The following is an 18,399-nucleotide window of genomic DNA, read 5'->3' as shown; positions in this document are numbered from 1 at the left end:
GGCAGGAAAGGGTCCGGCAGTGACCGGCTTACGAACGATACTGCCTGGAATCAGCCACCGGCATATTCTCCTGCAGGCAACGTAAATCACGCAGAACCAAAAGCAATACCAAGGGTATTTGGGTCATCCCGGCTCTGCACCTTCGTTCAAAGCGACAGTGGTAACCCCGCTCCAGTGGGCCAGGATCCACCGGATTGATCGCCAGGTGCGTCATGCGCCACAATAACGGCAAGAACGCCCAACCCCGCATGCGCGGCAAGCACAGCAGGCAGTGAGCTGATCTGCGCCGGGGCGCACTGCGGCAAGGCCACGGCAAGCCGCTCAGCCAGTGCCTCGGCTTCGGCGGGATTGCCGAAGTGGTGCAGCGCCAGCCGTGGCACCGGCAGTGGGTGCGCCGCAACTTCGGCCGCGACCAGTTCCTCCAGCCGGGCCACGGCCCTTGCAGCCGAGCGGACCTTCTCCAGCGGCACGATCTTCCCGCCGTCCACGGCCAGGAGCGGTTTGATGGCCAGCATGGTCCCCACCAGGGACGCCGCGGCGCCGATGCGGCCGCCCCGGCGCAGTTGCTCAAGGCTGGGGACATAGAAGCGGACAGACGTCCGGCCGGCCTGGTCGGCTGCTGCTGCCGCTACCGCGGCAGCCTCCGCCCCCGCAGACGCGGCGTGGACAGCGGCCTGGACGGCGATGCCCTGCGCCATGCCCACCGTCCGGGAGTCCACTACCTCCACGGGGATCTGCACCCTGGTGGCCGCAAGCCGGGCCGCATCAGCGGTGCCGGACAGGTCACCTGAGAGATGGATCGAGACCACCGACTCGAATCCGAGCCGCTCGGCCGTGCGGTACGCCTGTTCGAATTGTCCGGGTGAAGGCCGGGACGTTTTGACGGCTTTTCCGGCGGCCAGGGCAAGGGCGATGGTTTCGAGGATGTCGTCTTCACCCTCGCCATAGATATCAGCGCCAACCATGACCGGCATGGGAATGACCGTGAGGGCGCCGTCCGGGGCGTTGGTGGCCGCCCAGTCCACCGGCAACGCGGCTGCAGAGTCAGTGACGACGGCGGTCCGCACCCGCGGCGCCCCGGGGGCGACCGGTGCGGGCCGGGGCGCCGGGCGAAGTCCCGCCAGGCGCGCCCGGAACCAGGGCCACGCAACCGGATTGCTCTCGGGCAAGGGGGCCTCCTGGTCTGGTGGCCGGCCGCCCGGGAAGGGCGGCCGGTTCCCGGTCAGGCCGGGACGATGTTGACCAGTTTAGGGGCCCGGACGATTACGGTGCGGATGCCGCGGCCGTCGAGGGCACGCTGGACGTTGTCCGATGCCAGCGCCAGTTCACGCAGCTCGTCTTCGGAGACGTCCGGGGACACCTCGAGGCGGTCACGGACCTTCCCCTGGACCTGGACGACTGCCGTGACCGTGTCCTGGACCAAGAGGGCCGGATCATGCTCGGGCCAGCCGGCGTTCGCGACCGAGGCGGGGTGCCCCAGGACGTTCCACATGTCCTCGGCCGTGTAAGGGGCGAAGAGGCTGAGGATCACAGCAACGGCCTCGGTGGCTTCCCGGACGGCCGGGTCAGCGCCGCCGGCGCCGGAGTCGATGGCCTTGCGGGTGGCGTTGACCAGTTCCATCAGCTTGGCCACCACCACGTTGAACTTGTTGGCGTCCAGCAGTTCCGCAGCGTCCGCGATGGTCCTGTGGGTCACGGAGCGCAGGGCCCGGTCACCTGATGCGGCATCGGTGCCCGCTCCGCTGGTGACGTCCTGGGCCAGGCGCCAGGCCCGGGCCAGGAACTTGGCGGACCCGGACGGGGAAACATCGGCCCAGTCCACGTCGTCCTCGGGCGGGGAGGCGAACACCATGGTCAGGCGGACGGCGTCAACACCGTACTTGTCCAGCTGCTCGCCGAGGTCCACACCGTTGCCCAGGGACTTGCTCATGGCTTTGCCGCCGTTAAGCACCTGCCCCTGGTTCAGGAGCGCACTGAACGGCTCGTTGGCTTCGATCAGGCCGAGGTCGTTGATGACCTTGGTGAAGAACCGGGCGTACAGCAGGTGCAGGATGGCGTGCTCAACGCCGCCCACGTACTGCCCCACCGGCATCCAGTCGTTGATCTTCGCCGGATCAAACGGGCCCTCGGTGAAGTCCGGGGACACAAACCGGAGGAAGTACCAGGACGAGTCCACAAACGTATCCATGGTGTCCGTATCGCGCTTTGCCGGGCCGTGGCAGGAGGGGCAGTCAACGTTGACCCACGCTTCGGCGGCGGCCAGCGGGGAGGTGCCCTTCGGGGACAGATCCTCGCCGCGCAGGTCAGCGGGCAGGGTTACGGGCAGTTGGTCGTCCGGGACCGGGACTTCGCCGCAGGACGGGCAGTGGATGATGGGGATGGGGGTGCCCCAGAACCGCTGCCGGCTCAGCAGCCAGTCGCGGAGCCTGAAGTTCACGAACTTCTCACCGGTACCCTGGCGCTCCAGCATGGCGATCGCGGCGGGGATCGCCTCAGCCTTGGGCAGGCCGTCCAGTTCGCCGGAGTTGACCAGGGTGCCCTCCCCTGCCGTTGCGGTGCCGGACACGGAGGGGTCCTCCTCGCCGGTGTCCAGGACGGTCCGGACGGGCAGGTCGAAGGTCCGGGCGAAGTCGAGGTCGCGCTGGTCGTGGGCAGGGACGGCCATGATGGCACCGGTGCCGTAGTCCGCCAGGACATAGTCGGCGGCCCAGACGGGCAGCTTCTCGCCGTTGAGCGGGTTGACCGCGTAGCGGCCGGTGAAGACGCCGGTTTTGTCCCGTTCCGTGGACTGGCGTTCGATGTCGGAGAGTGCCTTGACCTGTTCGCGGTAGGCGTCCAGGGCGTCGGCGTGCTCTTCGGTGACGAGTTCGACGGCGATCGGCGCGTCAGCAGCCACCACAAAGAACGTTGCGCCGTACAGGGTGTCCGGGCGGGTGGTGAAGACGGTGACGTCCTTGGCGGGTTTCCCGCCGTCGGCCTCGATCACAAACGTGACGTGGGCACCTTCGGAGCGGCCGATCCAGTTTTTCTGCATGGCCAGGACCCGCTCGGGCCAGTGGCCGCGGAGCTGCTCCATGTCATCGAGCAGCCGGTCGGCATAGTCGGTGATCTTGAAGTACCACTGGTTCAGGGACTTTTTGGTGACGATGGTGCCGCAGCGTTCGCAGGCCCCGTTGACCACCTGTTCGTTGGCCAGCACCGTCTGGTCCTTGGGGCACCAGTTGACCGGGGAATCCTTGCGGTAGGCCAGTCCACGCTGGTAGAAGCGCTTGAACAGCCACTGGGTCCAGCGGTAGTAGCCGGGGTCCGAGGTGTGCAGGCGGCGGGACCAGTCAGCGGAAATCGCGTACCGCTTGAAGGACGCGGCCTGGGTGTCGATGTTGGCGTAGGTCCACTCGCTGGGGTGGGCGTTGCGCTTGATGGCGGCGTTTTCCGCGGGCAGGCCGAAGGAGTCCCAGCCGATGGGGTGCAGCACGTCGAAGCCCTGCTGGCGGAGGTAGCGGGCCACGACATCGCCCATGGCGAACGCTTCGGCGTGGCCCATGTGCAGGTCGCCGGACGGGTACGGGAACATGTCCAGCACGTAGCGGCGTTCCTTCGAGCCGTCATCCACAGGAGTGAAGACCTGGAGGTCATCCCACACCTTGGGCCATCTGGCCTCCATGGCGGTAAAGCTGTAGGCGCCTTCTTCGGGCGCCTCCGCTGCTGATGCTGCTGTTCCGGTCTTGGTCTCCGGCTGAACGCCCACTGCTGCCCTCTTCTGTTCTGTCACGGCATCTGTACTGCCATAACGGCCTGATCCTCCTGCTGCCGGCCCGGAAAGTACCCCGGACACACAAAAGCCCCTCTCCATGGAGGGGCTGCCGCTCAGCTATCCGATGTTTCGGACACCCGGCGGCTGACTAAGCAAGAGGATCGCACGCATGAATCCACTTTAGCGCACCTAATTAGCTCCGGCCGCATGAACATCAGCCGCTTCAGCGAAGATACGAAAAGAGGGCCGGTGACTCCCCGCCATGGTGTGGTGGGCACCGCGAAGCGGGCGGGCGGGAGTCACCGGCCCCTCTCTCTAAGCCGGAGCTACTTCACGTCCTCGTCGACCCAGTCCATGGACTTGGTGACGGCTTTCTTCCAGAGCCGCAGCTGGCGGTCCTGCTCGGCCTGGTCCAGCTGGGGTTCCCACCGCTTGTCTTCGGACCAGTTGGCAGACAGCTCGCCGAGGTCCTTCCAGAAGTCCACGGCGAGGCCCGCAGCGTACGCGGCGCCCAGGGCTGTGGTTTCCACGACCTTGGGCCGGATGACGGGAACGCCGAGGATGTCCGCCTGGAACTGCATCAGGGCATCGTTGGCGACCATGCCGCCGTCGACCTTCAGTTCGGTCAGCGGCACGCCGGAGTCGGCGTTGACTGCGTCGAGGACCTCGCGGGTCTGGAACGCCGTGGATTCCAGCGCGGCCCGGGCGATGTGGTTTTTGTTGACGTACCGGGTGAGCCCCACAATGGCGCCGCGGGCATCGGAGCGCCAGTAGGGGGCGAAGAGGCCGGAGAAGGCCGGCACGATGTACACGCCGCCGTTGTCCTCGACGGCGGCGGCAAGCGTTTCCACCTCCGGTGCGCTGCTGATCAGGCCGAGATTGTCGCGCAGCCACTGGATCAGTGAACCGGTGACGGCGATGGAGCCTTCCAGGGCGTAGTGCGGCGCAGCGTCGCCAAGCTTGTAGCCGACCGTGGTGAGCAGGCCGTTTTTGGAGTGGACGATTTCCTCACCGGTGTTGAAGATGAGGAAGCAGCCGGTGCCGTAGGTGTTTTTGGCTTCGCCGGTCTGGAACGCTGCCTGCCCGAACGTGGCGGCCTGCTGGTCGCCCAGGATACCGGCGACGGGCGTTTCGCGGAGCAGCTGGGAGCCGTGGACCTGGCCGTAGACCTCGGAGGAGGAGCGGATCTCGGGCATCATGCTGAGCGGGACGCCGAAGATGCCGAGGATTTCCTCGTCCCACTGAAGGGTTTCGAGGTCCATAAACAGGGTGCGGGAGGCGTTGGTGACGTCCGTGACGTGGACGCCGCCGTCTACGCCGCCGGTGAGGTTCCACAGGACCCAGGCATCGGTGTTGCCGAACACCAGGTCGCCGGCCTCGGCCTTTTCGCGGGCGCCGGCCACGTTGTCCAGGATCCACTTGATTTTGGTGCCGGAGAAGTAGGTGGCCAGGGGCAGGCCGACTTTTGGCTTGAACCGGTCCCCGCCGCCGTCCTTGGACAGTTCATCGACGATGTCCTGCGTGCGGGTGTCCTGCCAGACGATGGCGTTGTACACGGGCTCGCCGGTGGTTTTGTCCCACACGACGGCGGTTTCGCGCTGGTTGGTGATCCCGACGGCGGCGATGTCGTGGCGGGTCAGGTTCGCCTTGGACAGGGCGGAGGCAATGACCTCCCGGGTGTTGTTCCAGATTTCGGCAGCGTTGTGTTCCACCCACCCGGCCTGCGGGAAGATCTGCTCGTGTTCCATCTGGCCGGAGGAGACGATCGCCCCGCTGTGGTCAAAAATGATGGCGCGCGTGCTGGTGGTGCCCTGGTCGATGGCGATTACGTACTGGTTCATGGTGACGTCCTTGTCTTGTCAGTGAGTGACGGTTCATGGCTGGTGGAGCGGTTGGGCTGAAGCGCCCGTGGGTCAGGTCAGGCAGCGGCGATAAAAATGATCGGCACAATCTTGGCCACGAGGCCGGCCAGGGCCCCGCCCGCCAGGGGGCCTGCCACCGGGATCCAGGCGTAGCTCCAGTCGCTGGAACCCTTGCCTTTGATGGGGAGCAGGGCGTGGGCGATGCGGGGACCGAGGTCACGGGCCGGGTTGATGGCGTAGCCGGTGGGGCCGCCGAGGGAGATGCCGATGCCGACGACGAGCAGCGCCACGGCGAGGGGGCCAAGGCCTGAGGGGGTCCCGCCGAAGGCGAGGATAACGAAGACCAGGACGAAGGTGGCGATGATTTCCGTGGCCAGGTTCCACGGGGTGGCCCGGATCGCGGGGCCTGTGGAAAACACACCAAGCTTGGCTGCGGGCTCGGGTTCGGCGTCGAAGTGCTGCTTATAGGCGAGCCAGCAGACCACGGCGCCGATGAAGGCACCCAGCAGTTCGGCGCCCAGGTAGGTCACCGTGGAGGCGAACGAAATGGGAACGTCCGGGGCGTAGGTGGCGCCGCCGTTGGTGAGCTTGCCCAGGGTGACGGCCGGGTTCAGGTGCGCGCCGGACTTGGCGGCGACAAACACACCGGCGAAGACTGCAATTCCCCAGCCCCAGGTGACCATCAGGAACCCGCCGTTATTTCCTTTCGTCCCCCGAAGGGCGACGTTTGCGACGACGCCACAACCCAGGAGGGTGACCATCGCCGTTCCGAAGAGCTCGGAAAGGAACACAATTCCAAGAGACATCTTTGACTCCTATTATCTCTGTTGTTGGCCCCTGCGGGTGGGGGGCCGTTGGGCCGGGGCGGTTTGCCGCCCCGGCGGTCAGTCCGGCCTCAGGCGACCAGGCTGTGGATTTCCACGCGGTGGAACCGCTGCAGCACCTCTTGGGCGTGCCGCACTTCGGCGGCCCTGGCGGCGGCATCCCAGTGCAGCGGGGCGCCCAGGACATCGGCCATTTCGTTGAGCAGTTCGCCGGTCACCAGGCCCCGGAAGGCCAGGGAGGTGCGGCGGACCAGGATGTCCACGAGGTGGCCCACCTGCTCGTTGGCGGCCATGAACTCCAGTTCCCGGACACTCAGTTCGCGGGTGGAGTGCAGGGCACGGTCCGGCGCGGCGTCAAGGAACTCCATGACGGCTTCGGCGCGGGTACCGTAGCGGGTCAGGAGCCCCGCCGTGCGGTCAGCGTCCCGGTCTGCTGTCATGTGCGCCTTGATCCAGGCCTGCACCCCGGCCTCGTCGGCAGGGAAGCCGGCGCCGCCGCCGATGGCCAGTTGCGCCGTCGACACCTTGCGCTGCTCGCCCAGTTCGGCCAGGACATCGTTGGTGAGGTGCTCGGCCAGGGCCCGGAACGTGGTCCATTTGCCGCCCACCAGGCTGAGGACGGGCGCCGCCTGCGGGGCGCCGGCACCGGGGCCGCGGCGTTCAATCCGGTAATCGCGGGAGACGAAGCCGGGCTGGGTTGCATCGTGCCGGGGCAGCGGGCGGACGCCGGAGAAGGTGTAGACAATCTGCTCCCGCGAGACGGGGATGTCCGGGAAGACGTGGCCCACCAGTTCGAAGAAGTAGTCGATCTCCTCGTCGGTGCAGACGGCGTCCTGTGCCATGTCCGCGTCCACGTCGGTGGTGCCCACCAGGACGCGGTCGCCCATGGGGTAGATCAGGACGATCCGGCCGTCGGTGTGCTCGAAGAAGATTTCCCGGCCCTGGCAGGCGTCCAACAGGGCGGGATGGTCCAGCACAATGTGCGAGCCCTTGGTGCCGCCCATAAAGGTCGACGCCGATCCCATGGCCCCGTTGGTCTGATCCACCCAGGCGCCGGTGGTGTTGACGATGACGTCGGCGGTGAAGTCGAACTCCTCCCCCGTCAGTTCGTCGCGGAGCCGGACCGTGCTGCCGCGGCCGGTGCCGGCGTTGGGCTGCTCCGTCGTTGATACCAGGGACAGGTAGTTGCTGGCCCGGGCGGTGTCGCCCTGGGCCGCGGCGGAGCCGGACTGGCCGGCTTTTTCGCCGTCCTGGAGGACGTCGAGGGTGAGCCGTTCGGGGTTGTGCACCGAGGCATCGAAGTAGGTGGCCGCGTACTTGACGTCCTGCCGCAGGCGGGGCAGCTCGGCCAGGGCACGCTTCCGGCCGCGGAACTGGTGCCGGGGAACGGTGCCGCCGTCGCGGGAAAAGGAATCGTAGAGGCTCAGGCCCACTTTGATGAGGAACGCGCCGCGTTCCTTGGGCTTGCCCTGCTTGTGGGTCAGGAACCGGGCCGGTGCGGACAGGATGCCGGAGAACGTGCTGAAGATGGGGATGGTGGTCTGCAGCGGCTTCACGTAGTGGGGGGCAATGCGGAGCAGCCGGTTGCGTTCCACCACCGACTCCTGAACGAGCCGGAACTCACCGTTTTCCAGGTAGCGGATGCCGCCGTGGATCATGTGCGAGGAGGCTCCGCTGGCGCCCTGGCAGTAGTCGCCGCGTTCCACGAGCGCAACGTCCACGCCCTGCAGCGCCAGGTCGCGGAACGTTCCCACACCGTTGATGCCGCCGCCCACCACCAGCACCTTGGCGTGCGGCCGCCGGCGGAGGTTGTGCACTGAGGTGCGTTCAGCGCCCGGCTGCGGTGCCGCGGCTGCTGGTTCTGCGGGTGTTTCCTTCGGTCCCAAAACGACTCCCTTGGGCTTGGTGCGGTGCGGCCGCCCGGAGGTGTGCCGCCTTTACAACTATTCTTTTGAATAATGGAAAATGGCGTCAAGCTCTATGCACAAACGTGCAGAACGGACCTGCAATGGACCCCTCCCGGCATTCCGACGCGCTTCGGGCTGCGCAGATGTATTACCTCCAGGACCTCACAATGGATGCCATCGCCCGCGAGCTCAGGACGTCCCGCTCCACCGTTTCCCGGCTGCTTTCCTCTGCCCGGGACTCAGGCCTGGTGCAGATCCAGATCCGCAATCCCCTGGACACCGGACCCGAGCTGGAAGGCATGATCCGCCGCCACTACAACGTGGACGTGCACGTGGTTCCGGTCCTGGAAACGCTCAACGAGGCCGAAACCCTTGACCGGGTGGCGATGCAGGCGGCCCGGACCATCGGGCCCATCGTGGACTCGAACGCCATCATCGGCGTGGCCTGGGGCTCCACCCTGAGCGCCGTCAGCAGGCACCTCACCCGGAAGATCACGCACGACAGCGTGATCGTCCAGCTGAACGGCGCGGGCAACATGCACACCACGGGAATCACGTACGCCAGCGACATCATGCGCCGCTTCGGCAGTGCCTACGGTGCACGGGTGGAGCAGTTCCCGGTGCCCGCGTTCTTCGACCACGCCGGAACCAAAACGGCCATGTGGAATGAGCGCAGCGTGCAGCGGATCCTCGAACTGCAGGCCAAGATGAGCATCGCCATTTTCGGTGTCGGTTCCGTGGACGCCGACTACCCCAGCCACGTCTACGCCGGCGGTTACCTGGACGAAAGCGACCTGAATATCCTGGCCACCTCGGACGTGGTGGGCGACGTTGCAACGGTGTTTTTCCGCGGCGACGGCTCCTCGGACGGCATTGTGCTCAACGAGCGTTCCACCGGCCCCTCCCTGGCACAGCTGAGGCAGGTCCGGCGGAGGATCTGCGTGGTCTCCGGGGAATCGAAGATCAACGGCCTCCGCGGCGCACTCACAGCAGGCCTGGCCACGGACCTCATCCTGGACGAGGCCACTGCGCGGCGGCTGGTGGACTTTGAGGGGCTCGCGGCGGCAAGTGGGTAGAGTCGTGGACATGAGAACCTCACCCCGGCTTGGCCTGAACAACGGCGTGCTGATTGACCAGCTCGGTTTCGGGCTCTACAAGGTTCCGGCGGCAGGGACCGCGGATCTCGTGGCAGCAGCCCTGGATGCCGGCTACCGGCACTTCGACACGGCAGCCATGTACGGCAACGAGACCGGCGTGGCCCGCGGGCTGTCGCCCCTGCTGGGCGGTCCGGCAGGCAGCGGCGGTTCCGGCGAGCTCAGCAACTCCCTGGCCCGCGGGGACCTGTTCATCACCACCAAGCTCTGGAACGACCACCATGGCTACGACGCCGCCCTGCGGGCCTTCGACACGTCCATGGTCAACCTGGGCCTGGACTACATCGACCTGTACCTGATCCACTGGCCGTGCCCGGCCAAGGACCTGTACCGGGAGACCTACCGCGCCCTGGAAACCCTCTACCGGGAAGGCAGGGTCCGCGCGATCGGCGTCAGCAACTTCCAGCCCGCCCACCTGGACCGGCTCCTGGAAACCGCAGAGGTGGTCCCCGCCGTCAACCAGGTCGAACTGCACCCCTGGCTGCAGCAGGAGGAGCTCCGGGCCAAACACGCCACCCTGGGGATCCGGACCGAGGCGTGGAGTCCGCTGGGCCGCGGCCAGGTCCTCACGGATCCCGGCATCGCCGGCATTGCGGCCGCCCACCACCGGACGCCCGCGCAGGTAATCCTCCGCTGGCACATGCAACTGGGCAACATCGCCATCCCCAAGGCATCCTCAGAACCGCGCCTCCGCGAAAACCTGGATGTTTTCGGCTTTGACCTGTCCGCGGCGGACATGGCCGCGCTCGCAGGCCTCGACCGGAACCAGCGCACCGGCTCCCACCCCGACACCGTCAACTAGGACCAGCACTTATGCAGACTGCAGACCCGGGCGCACCCACATACCTCAGCGCAGGACTGGCCGCGCGGACGACGGCCGGCGTGGTCCAGCTGGCGGGGGCTCCGGTGGCTTACTGGACCTACGAACCGCAGCACGCGGCCCCGGAAACCAGGACCATGCTGGTCATCCACGGCTTCCGCGGCGACCACCACGGCCTGCTGCGCGTGGCCGATCTCCTACCGGACATGCGGATCATCATGCCGGACCTCCCCGGCTTCGGCAGCTCGGCCGCTTTCGCCGACGGCGACCACTCCGTGGCGCACTACGGCCGCTTCATCACCGGGTTCATGGCGGAACTGGGACTGGGGCCGGAGACCGTGCTGCTGGGCCATTCCTTCGGTTCCATCATCGCCGCGCACTTCGTGGCAGCCAACCCCGGCACCGTCACTCCGCTGATCCTGGTCAATCCGATCGCCGCACCCGCGCTGGAAGGGCCCAAGGGTGTCATGACGCGGCTGGCCGTGCTGTATTACCGGCTCGCGGCCCGCCTCCCCCGCCGCGCAGGGCTTGCCCTGCTCCGCAGCCCGTTGATTGTCCGGATCATGAGCGAGGCCATGGCAAAGACCAGGGACCCGGGACTGCGGGGGTTCATCCACGGCCAGCACCATGCCTATTTCAGCGCCTTCGCCGACCGGGACAGCCTGCTCGAATCGTTCACGGCGTCCGTCAGCGGCAACGTCACCGAGGTGGCCGCCCGGCTTACCCTGCCCGTCCTGCTGATCGCCGGCGAAAAGGATGAGATCGCCGCCCTGCCTGACCAGCACACCCTCCTGGCGCAGCTGCCGGACGGCGAGCTGAAGGTGATTCCCGGCGTCGGACACCTGATCCACTACGAAACGCCGGAACCGGCCGCCCACCACATCCGCAGCTTCCTGAAGGACCATCCCGCGTGAAGATCGTCATCGATGCCCGGTTCACCCGCACCGACCACCACGACGGCATCAGCCGCTACGGTGCCAGCCTGATCGCGGCGACCGCCAGGATCGCCGACGTCGAGATGCTGGTGTCCGATCCACGGCAGCTGGCCCTGCTGCCGGACGTGCCGTACACCCTGATCAGCAGCCCGTTATCGCCAAAAGAGCTGTTCGTGGCACGCCAGGTCAACAGGCTCGGCGCTGACGTGGTGGTCTGCCCGATGCAGACCATGGGCACGTGGGGCCGGAAGTACGGCCTGGTGCTGACCCTGCACGACCTGATCTACTACGAGCACCCCGCCCCGCCCGGATTCCTGCCGGCCCCTGTCCGGGTGCTGTGGCGGCTTTACCACAAGGCGTTCTGGCCGCAGCGGCTGCTGCTGGACCGCGCGGACACGGTGGCCACCATCAGCCGGACCACCGAGGCGCTGATGGCAAAGTACCGCTTGACCAAGCGTCCGGTGGAAATCATCAGCAACGCACCCCAGCCGGACCAGGTGCCCCGCGACGCCGCTGCCGGCGCGGACCACTCACTGGTGTACATGGGCTCGTTCATGCCTTACAAAAACGTGGAAACCATGGTGGCGGGCATGGCCGGCCTGTCCGGGTTCACGCTGCACCTGCTCAGCAGGATCACACCCGCGCGGCGGGCGGAGCTGGAACGCCTGGTTCCTGCGGGCGCGCAGGTGGTGTTCCACAACGGGGTGACCGATGCGGAGTACGACGCGCTGCTCCGGAAGGCCACGGCGCTGGTCAGCCTGTCCCGGGCTGAGGGATATGGCCTGCCGCTGGTGGAGGCCATGGCCGTGGGCACGCCGGTGATTGCCAGTGACATTCCCATTTTCCGAGAAGTGGGCGGGGACGTTGCGGCGTACGTGGATCCGGCCTCGCCCGTCGGGTTCGCCGCGGCGGTGGCGGACCTGGCGGACCGGGAGCACTGGGAACAGGTGTCCCGCCGCTCCGTGGCCAGGGCCGCCCAGTTCAGCTGGGAGGACTCGGCCCGCCAGCTGGTGGCCGTCGCCGAGGGAATTGTCCGCCGGCGGCAGCTCTAGAGGACGTCCACGCCGTCCAGCCGCAGCTGCACCGGTTCCACGGTGCGCTTCGCGGCGGCCGCGGCCCGGGTGGCCCGGAGTACGCGGACCACGCCCGCGGCCTGGGCATAGGAGAAGAAGAGCAGTGTCCGCACGTCCTCAGCCGGCCGGCGTGCCGATGCCGGCCCGTTGAGGAGCACCGGCGCCGGCCCGGCGGTCCGCAGTGTTGTTCCTGCCGTGTCGAGTGCCGCGGCCACAGTGCTGGTGAAATGGTCGACGGCGGCGCGCGGCCCCGTCACGGAGGCGACCCGGACGGACGGCGGCAGCTGCAGTTCGGTCCGCAGGGCCAGTTCCCGGTAGGCGTGGCCGGCCGGATCCCAGCGCAGCAGGGCGCCCACCGCCGTGGTGTCTGCAGCGGTGACCACCACCAGGCCGCCGTCCGCTGCGGGGCGGACCAGTGCGGCAGCGTTGAACCAGCGCCGCACGGTGTCCTCGCCGGCGCGGAGGCTTTCCCGGCGCAGCAGCGAGTCGCCGTCCAGCAGCAGCGCGGCCGCGTAGCCGCCCTCGGCCACAGGTTCGGCGCCAACCGTGGCCACCACCAGCGCCTTCCCGGAGCCTACGGTGGCCTTCACCTGGTCGCCGGCTGAGGTGATAACTGTTTTGCCGGGAAAGGCCCGGCCCAGTTCCTCGGCGGTCCGCAGCACCCCGGTGGCGCCCTTGCGCAAATGCCGGCCACCGCAGTGCGTGCAACGCCAGTCCGGGGCGGGCGTGGAGCACCACCGGCATTGGGCCATGCCCGACCCCGCCCCGGCGATCGCCAGGGGGCCCTGGCAGGTTCCGCAGCGCGCCGGCTCCCGGCAGGTTTCACAGGCCAGCGACGGCGCGTAGCCGGCCCGGGCCACCTGCACCAGCACGGGGCCGCGCTCCAACCCGTCCTTCGCGGCACGCCAGGCTGCGCCGGGAAGCCGTGCGATGGAGGCAAGGGGGTCGCGGTCCTGCTCAAAGCTGTCGGCGGTATTCACCACCCGCGGTACCGTGCGCCGCATTTCGGTGCGGCCCGATTCCACCGGGAAGGCCCACCCTGCAGCCACCAGGCGCTGGACCTCGGTACTTCGGGCGTGCCCTGCCAGAAGGCACGCGGTGCCCTCCTGTTCGGCGCGCAGCAGCAGGACCTCGCGGGCATGGGCGTAGGGTGCGCGCTGTTCGATGTGGAGGTCGTCGCCGTCGTCCCAGCAGGCAACAAGCCCCAGGTTGCGGACCGGGGCAAACGCAGCGGACCTGGTGCCGATGGCCACCGTGGCGGTTCCGGCGAGCAGGCGCAGGAAATTCCGGTAGCGGGGGGTGGGCCCGTCATCGGCAGTCAGCCGGGCCACTGCTTTGGCCGGTATAAGCGCCAGGACTGCGGCCTCGAGGCGGTCCAGGTCGCGGTAATCGGGGACCACCACCACGGCTCCCCTGCCCGCTGCGTGGGTGGCGGCGATGGCCTCGGCCATCAGCTGCGGCCAGCCCGCGGCGCCATAGCCCTGCAGCGGATGGAGCACGGCCCGGGGGGAACCGCCCTGGCCCAGGTGCCGCAGGTAGGCGGGCCCGTTATGGTAGGTATCCCAGGCGGAGCCGGCATCCGGCGCAGCTGCGGGCGGATCCTGCTCCGCCCCGGATTCGGTTAGCGGGTAGTCCTTGTCCAGTTTGGCCACCCGCGGCGGAATGGCCACGCGGATGACGTCGCTGACAGTGCCGGCGTAACGGGCTGCGACGGCGTTCACCAGGTCGCGGATGGCCGGGGTGAGGACCGGGACCGGTGACACGACTTTGGCCAGCAGCACAAGCGTGTGGCCGGCGTCCGACTCCGCTGTGCGTTCCAGGAGGAAACCGCTGAGGTCCTGGCCGTTGAAGCTGACCTTGACCCGCACGCCTGGTTGGGCGGCCTGGTCGAGGGATTCCGGGACGGCGTAGTCGAAGGGCCGGTCCAGGTGCGGCAGCGTCGATTCCACCAGCACCCTGGCCACCGGCAGCTCCCGTGCCAGGGGTACGCCGGTGGGCAGCCGCTTGGCCGGGAAACCCTGCAGCAGTGTGGGCTGCAGGGCGCCCGGAAGCTCCAGTGCCGGTTGGGCGGGGGTGTCAGCAACCACTGCGGCTACCTCCGATCGGCCTGGTGGTGGATGGGTCCAGCCAATCACCAGGCACCGACAATCGGCCGGGAGCCCGGCGGCTGCGGACCCTAGGCGTTGAAGTAGGCCTTGAGGTCGTCCACGCGGTCGAGGCGTTCCCAGGTGAAGTCCGGATCGTCGCGGCCGAAGTGGCCGTGCGCTGCGGTCTTGGCGTAGATGGGCCGCTTCAGGTCCAGGGCGTCGATGATGGCCCGGGGCCGCAGGTCGAAGATCTCGGCTATCGCGGCGCTGATCCGGGCAGGATCGACAGTCTCGGTGCCGAAGGTTTCCACGTAGGTGCCAACGGGCCGGGCCTGGCCGATGGCGTAGGCGATCTGGATTTCCGCGCGCTTTGCCAGGCCGGCGGCCACCACGTTTTTAGCCACCCAGCGCATGGCGTACGCGGCGGACCGGTCCACCTTGGACGGGTCCTTGCCCGAGAACGCGCCGCCGCCGTGGCGGGCCATGCCGCCGTACGTGTCAACGATGATCTTCCGGCCGGTCAGGCCGGCGTCGCCCACCGGGCCGCCGATGACGAACTCGCCTGCCGGGTTAAGGATGTTCGCGGCGCGGGAGATGTCCAGGTTGGCGCCGGCCAGGACGGGTTCGATCACGATCGAGGCAAGGTCCGCGCGCAGCTGCGCGAGGCTGGTGCCTTCGGCGTGCTGGCTGGAGATGACCACCGTTTCGACGGACACGGGCACATCGCCGTCGTATCCCACGGTGACCTGGGTCTTGCCGTCCGGGCGCAGGTAGGCCAGTTCGCCGGACTTGCGCACCTGGGTGAGCCGTTCGGAGAGGCGGTGGGCCAACCAGATGGGGGTGGGCATAAAGGAGGGGGTCTCGTCGCTGGCGTAGCCAAACATCAGGCCCTGGTCGCCGGCGCCCTGAAGGTCGTAGTCGTCCTCCTGGCGGCCTTCCCGGGCTTCCAGGGAGTTGAAGACGCCGCCGGCGATGTCGTTGGACTGCTGGCCGATGGAGACGGACACTCCGCACCGGGCACCGTCGAACCCGTTCGCTGAAGAGTCGTAGCCGATGCCGAGGATGGTCTCCCGGACGATCTGGGGAATCTCGACGTATGCGTCGGTGGTGACCTCGCCTGCCACGTGGACCAGGCCGGTGGTGGCCATGGTTTCCACGGCAACCCTGGATTCAGGGTCCTTGGACAGCAATGCGTCCAGGATGGCGTCACTGATCTGGTCACAGATCTTGTCCGGGTGGCCTTCCGTCACGGACTCTGAGGTGAAGAGCCGGAGGGCGGCGGGCGTAGCCCGGGAGGTCTGGGGAAGGTGCAGCGGTAAAGTCACTCAACTACCTTACTGGTTGGAGGCGGCGCGCCCGCCGGGACATGACCCCGCGCTAAGCGGGGGTGGCCCGGATCACGTCAGGCGCGGTGCGGTACGTGGTTCAGTTCACAGCCGATCCTGCGGATGACTGCCGCCGCAACCTCGGTCTTGGTTCCGGCGGCCTCCTGTGGTTCGGAGCCGGAGCGGGACAGGATGACCACGGCGTTGGTGTCCTGGCCAAAAACCTTGTCCGCGCCCACGTGGTTGACCACCAGAAGGTCGCAGCCTTTGCGTTGCAGTTTGGCCTGCGCGTAAGCCAGCACACCGCCCTGTTCATCCCCGGTTTCGGCGGCGAAACCGACAATAAGCTGGTCTTCGCGCTCCGGGCCCTGGTTCCGGAGCTCCACCAGCTCCTGGAGGATGTCCGGATTGCGGACCAGGCTGATGACGGGGTCGGCGGTGTCGTCCCGCTTTTTGATTTTGGTGCCGGAGATTTCCGCCGGCCGGAAGTCGGCCACGGCGGCGGACATGATTACGACGTCGGAATCAGCTGCGGCGGCAAGGGCGGCTTCGCGAAGCTGCAGGGCAGTCTCCACGGACACCGTCTCGACGCCGGGAGGCGCAGGGACTTCCATGTGGGCGGCGAGCAGCCGGACTGTGGCGCCGGCGTTCCGGGCGGCCACGGCGAGGGCCACGCCCTGCTTGCCGGAGGACCGGTTGCCCAGGAACCGGACCGGATCCAGGGGTTCCCGGGTGCCGCCGGCGCTGATGGTGACGGTGCGGCCGGCCAGCGGCAGCGCGATGTCGGTGTCGCCGTGCATCAGGGCCATCGCGGCGGCGAAGATGTCTGCGGGCTCGGGCAGGCGGCCGGATCCGGAGTCGGAGCCTGTCAGCCTGCCGCTGGCGGGTTCCAGGACCGCCACTCCCCTGCTGCGCAGGGTTTCCACGTTGGCGCGGGTTGCGGCGTGCTGCCACATCTCGGTGTGCATGGCGGGGGCGAAGAGCACGGGCCCGGAGGCCATCAGCAGCGTGTTGGTGAGCAGGTCACCGGCCTGGCCGGCTGCCGCTTTGGACAGAAGGTCCGCGGTGGCCGGGGCCACCACAACGAGGTCCGCCTCGTGGCCCAACCGGACGTGGTTGACCTGGTGGACGTCGTCGAAAACGCTGTTGCTCACCGGGTTGCCGGAGAGGGCTTCCCAGGTGGCAGTGCCGACAAACCGGGTGGACGCCTCGGTGGGGATCACCGTGACGTGATGGCCGGCTTCAGTAAAAAGCCGGAGGAGCGATGCCACCTTGTAGGCGGCAATCCCTCCCCCGACTCCGAGGACTATGCGCACGTGACCTCCGTCAACAGCAAGTCAGGCTCGGCTGCAGGACTACTCTGCGGCTTCGATCGGTGTGGACACCAGTTTGCCTTCGTTGATCTCGCGGAGCGCGATCGAGAGGGACTTTTCGTTCAACTTGGTGTCGACCAGCGGGCCAACGTACTCGAAGAGACCCTCGTGCAGCTGGGCGTAGTAAGCGTTGATCTGGCGAGCACGCTTGGCACCGAAGATCACCAGGCCGTACTTGGAATCGGCTGCCTCAAGCAGCGAATCGATCGGCGGGTTGATGATGCCTTCAAGGTTCGTGGACACGAATTCTCCAAATTACTAGCGGGCTGACGAAGCGGTCAATGTGGATGCGGGGTCAGCCCCATGAGTGAAACAAGCTCGTCCGCTGCCCGGCGGACGTCATCATTGATGACTGTGTGGTCGAACTCCGGTTCAGCAGCAAGTTCCACTTTACCGGTTTCCAGCCGTCGCTGCTGCTCCTCGGCGGATTCCGTGCCGCGGCCCACAAGCCGGCGGACCAGTTCTTCCCAGCTGGGCGGGGCCAGGAAGACGAACTGCGCCTCCGGGAGGGCCTCCTTGACCTGGCGCGCGCCCTGCAGGTCGATCTCCAGGAGGACCGACTTGCCGTCGGCGATGGCCTGGTTCACCGTGCTCTTCAGCGTGCCGTACGTGTTCTGCCCGTGCACCACCGCCCACTCAAGGAATTCACCCTCGGCAATGAGCCGTTCGAACTCGTCCTTGGATTTGAAGAAGTAGTGCACCCCGTCAACCTCGCCCGGGCGGGGCGCCCTGGTGGTGGCGGACACTGACAGCCACACTTCGGGGTAGTTGTCGCGGATGTAGGTGGACACGGTGCCTTTGCCAACAGCCGTCGGACCAGCGAGGACTGTCAGTCCAGGTAACTTGTGCACGTATTCCTTTTGCCGGGGGTGGGGATGCGGCCCGATGCGGCCCGCTAACTCTCGTCTATAAAATCTACCAGCGCCTGGCGCTGGTGCACGCCGAGGCCCCGGACCCGCCGGGACGCGGCGATGCCGAGCTGCTCCATGATGGCGGCGGCACGGACCTTTCCGATGCCGGGCAGCGATTCGAGCAGTTCGGACACGCGCATCCTGGCCAGGGCGTCGTCCTCCCCCGCCGAACTGATGATGTCCGCCGCGGAGCGCTTGCCGTTCTTCAGGCTCTCCTTGGCGTCCGCCCGGGTAGCCCTGGCGGCTGCCGCCTTGTGAAGTGCGTCAGCGCGTTCCGCAGCAGATAAAGGTCGCAGGACCATAAGAGGACACCCCCGGATTCGGCGGATGGTCCAGGGCGGCCGCCCTTGAACCTGTCCTGAAACTACTCTTCA

The 18,399-nt window shown here is 67.6% G+C and carries 15 protein-coding genes; 4 read left to right on the top strand and 11 right to left on the bottom strand.

Annotated features, from left to right (window positions below; all coding sequences use genetic code 11):
* Positions 1-146 precede the first annotated feature (146 nt).
* The 5 genes from ACU18_RS06305 to ACU18_RS06285 all read right to left on the bottom strand — a co-directional run bounded on the left by ACU18_RS06305 (position 147) and on the right by ACU18_RS06285 (position 8,326).
* Positions 147-1,169 (bottom strand): DegV family protein, encoded by a 1,023-nt coding sequence (locus ACU18_RS06305; RefSeq protein ID WP_050684682.1) that lies wholly within the window; start codon positions 1,167-1,169, stop codon positions 147-149.
* 53 nt (positions 1,170-1,222) lie between these two features.
* Positions 1,223-3,748 (bottom strand): leucine--tRNA ligase, encoded by a 2,526-nt coding sequence (gene leuS, locus ACU18_RS06300; RefSeq protein ID WP_050684681.1) that lies wholly within the window; start codon positions 3,746-3,748, stop codon positions 1,223-1,225.
* Positions 3,749-4,080: 332 nt separating this feature from the next.
* Positions 4,081-5,595 carry a glycerol kinase GlpK gene (gene glpK / locus ACU18_RS06295; protein ID WP_050684680.1) on the bottom strand — a complete coding sequence of 505 codons (1,515 nt, stop codon included), beginning with the start codon at positions 5,593-5,595 and terminating at the stop codon, positions 4,081-4,083.
* Between the two features lie 77 nt (positions 5,596-5,672).
* Positions 5,673-6,422 carry an MIP/aquaporin family protein gene (locus tag ACU18_RS06290; protein ID WP_050684679.1) on the bottom strand — a complete coding sequence of 250 codons (750 nt, stop codon included), beginning with the start codon at positions 6,420-6,422 and terminating at the stop codon, positions 5,673-5,675.
* 89 nt (positions 6,423-6,511) lie between these two features.
* Positions 6,512-8,326 carry a glycerol-3-phosphate dehydrogenase/oxidase gene (locus tag ACU18_RS06285; protein ID WP_050684678.1) on the bottom strand — a complete coding sequence of 605 codons (1,815 nt, stop codon included), beginning with the start codon at positions 8,324-8,326 and terminating at the stop codon, positions 6,512-6,514.
* A gap of 122 nt (positions 8,327-8,448) precedes the next feature.
* Here ACU18_RS06285 and ACU18_RS06280 point away from each other — a divergent pair, with 122 nt between their 5' ends.
* The 4 genes from ACU18_RS06280 to ACU18_RS06265 are packed head-to-tail and all read left to right on the top strand — an operon-like array spanning position 8,449 to position 12,308.
* Positions 8,449-9,423, top strand: a complete 975-nt coding sequence (locus ACU18_RS06280; RefSeq protein ID WP_050684677.1) for a sugar-binding transcriptional regulator — start codon at positions 8,449-8,451, stop codon at positions 9,421-9,423.
* Between the two features lie 10 nt (positions 9,424-9,433).
* The gene (locus ACU18_RS06275) at positions 9,434-10,303 is read left to right on the top strand and encodes an aldo/keto reductase (RefSeq protein WP_050684676.1); all 870 of its coding nucleotides are present in this window, start codon (positions 9,434-9,436) and stop codon (positions 10,301-10,303) included.
* A gap of 11 nt (positions 10,304-10,314) precedes the next feature.
* Positions 10,315-11,235 (top strand): alpha/beta fold hydrolase, encoded by a 921-nt coding sequence (locus ACU18_RS06270; RefSeq protein ID WP_050684675.1) that lies wholly within the window; start codon positions 10,315-10,317, stop codon positions 11,233-11,235.
* Complete coding sequence (locus ACU18_RS06265; RefSeq protein ID WP_050684674.1) at positions 11,232-12,308, top strand: glycosyltransferase family 4 protein; 1,077 nt, start codon at positions 11,232-11,234, stop codon at positions 12,306-12,308. Before ACU18_RS06270 ends, ACU18_RS06265 begins: the two co-directional genes overlap by 4 nt.
* On the opposite strand, the gene ACU18_RS06260 is transcribed toward ACU18_RS06265, so the two are convergent.
* The 6 genes from ACU18_RS06260 to mihF form a co-directional block, all read right to left on the bottom strand.
* Positions 12,305-14,416, bottom strand: a complete 2,112-nt coding sequence (locus ACU18_RS06260) for a primosomal protein N' (RefSeq protein WP_050684673.1) — start codon at positions 14,414-14,416, stop codon at positions 12,305-12,307. The two genes, ACU18_RS06265 and ACU18_RS06260, sit on opposite strands and share 4 nt — an antisense overlap.
* Positions 14,417-14,505: 89 nt before the next feature.
* On the bottom strand, positions 14,506-15,741 hold the full coding sequence (metK, locus tag ACU18_RS06255; RefSeq protein ID WP_050684672.1) for a methionine adenosyltransferase: 1,236 nt from the start codon (positions 15,739-15,741) through the stop codon (positions 14,506-14,508).
* Between the two features lie 77 nt (positions 15,742-15,818).
* Positions 15,819-17,057 (bottom strand): bifunctional phosphopantothenoylcysteine decarboxylase/phosphopantothenate--cysteine ligase CoaBC, encoded by a 1,239-nt coding sequence (coaBC, locus tag ACU18_RS06250; protein WP_050684671.1) that lies wholly within the window; start codon positions 17,055-17,057, stop codon positions 15,819-15,821.
* Between the two features lie 39 nt (positions 17,058-17,096).
* Entirely contained in the window at positions 17,097-17,357 is a 261-nt protein-coding gene (gene rpoZ, locus ACU18_RS06245) for a DNA-directed RNA polymerase subunit omega (RefSeq protein WP_003800778.1), read from the bottom strand.
* Positions 17,358-17,392: 35 nt separating this feature from the next.
* Positions 17,393-17,965 carry a guanylate kinase gene (gene gmk, locus ACU18_RS06240; RefSeq protein WP_050684670.1) on the bottom strand — a complete coding sequence of 191 codons (573 nt, stop codon included), beginning with the start codon at positions 17,963-17,965 and terminating at the stop codon, positions 17,393-17,395.
* A 44-nt stretch (positions 17,966-18,009) separates the two neighbouring features.
* Positions 18,010-18,327 (bottom strand): integration host factor, actinobacterial type, encoded by a 318-nt coding sequence (mihF, locus tag ACU18_RS06235; RefSeq protein ID WP_050684669.1) that lies wholly within the window; start codon positions 18,325-18,327, stop codon positions 18,010-18,012.
* Positions 18,328-18,399 lie beyond the last annotated feature (72 nt).

The organism is Arthrobacter sp. ZBG10 (assembly GCF_001238605.1).
Classification (GTDB): domain Bacteria; phylum Actinomycetota; class Actinomycetes; order Actinomycetales; family Micrococcaceae; genus Arthrobacter.
Note: the sequence above shows the minus strand (reverse complement) of the source record. Positions and strands in the feature narration are given on the sequence as shown.

What these genes read in the sequence shown, in the direction of transcription:
- glpK (WP_050684680.1), bottom strand. Translation starts at nt 5,595, where the DNA reads ATGAACCAGTACGTAATCGCCATCGACCAGGGCACCACCAGCACGCGC.
- ACU18_RS06290 (WP_050684679.1), bottom strand. Translation starts at nt 6,422, where the DNA reads ATGTCTCTTGGAATTGTGTTCCTTTCCGAGCTCTTCGGAACGGCGATG.
- ACU18_RS06280 (WP_050684677.1), top strand. Translation starts at nt 8,449, where the DNA reads ATGGACCCCTCCCGGCATTCCGACGCGCTTCGGGCTGCGCAGATGTAT.
- ACU18_RS06275 (WP_050684676.1), top strand. Translation starts at nt 9,434, where the DNA reads ATGAGAACCTCACCCCGGCTTGGCCTGAACAACGGCGTGCTGATTGAC.
- ACU18_RS06270 (WP_050684675.1), top strand. Translation starts at nt 10,315, where the DNA reads ATGCAGACTGCAGACCCGGGCGCACCCACATACCTCAGCGCAGGACTG.
- mihF (WP_050684669.1), bottom strand. Translation starts at nt 18,327, where the DNA reads ATGGTCCTGCGACCTTTATCTGCTGCGGAACGCGCTGACGCACTTCAC.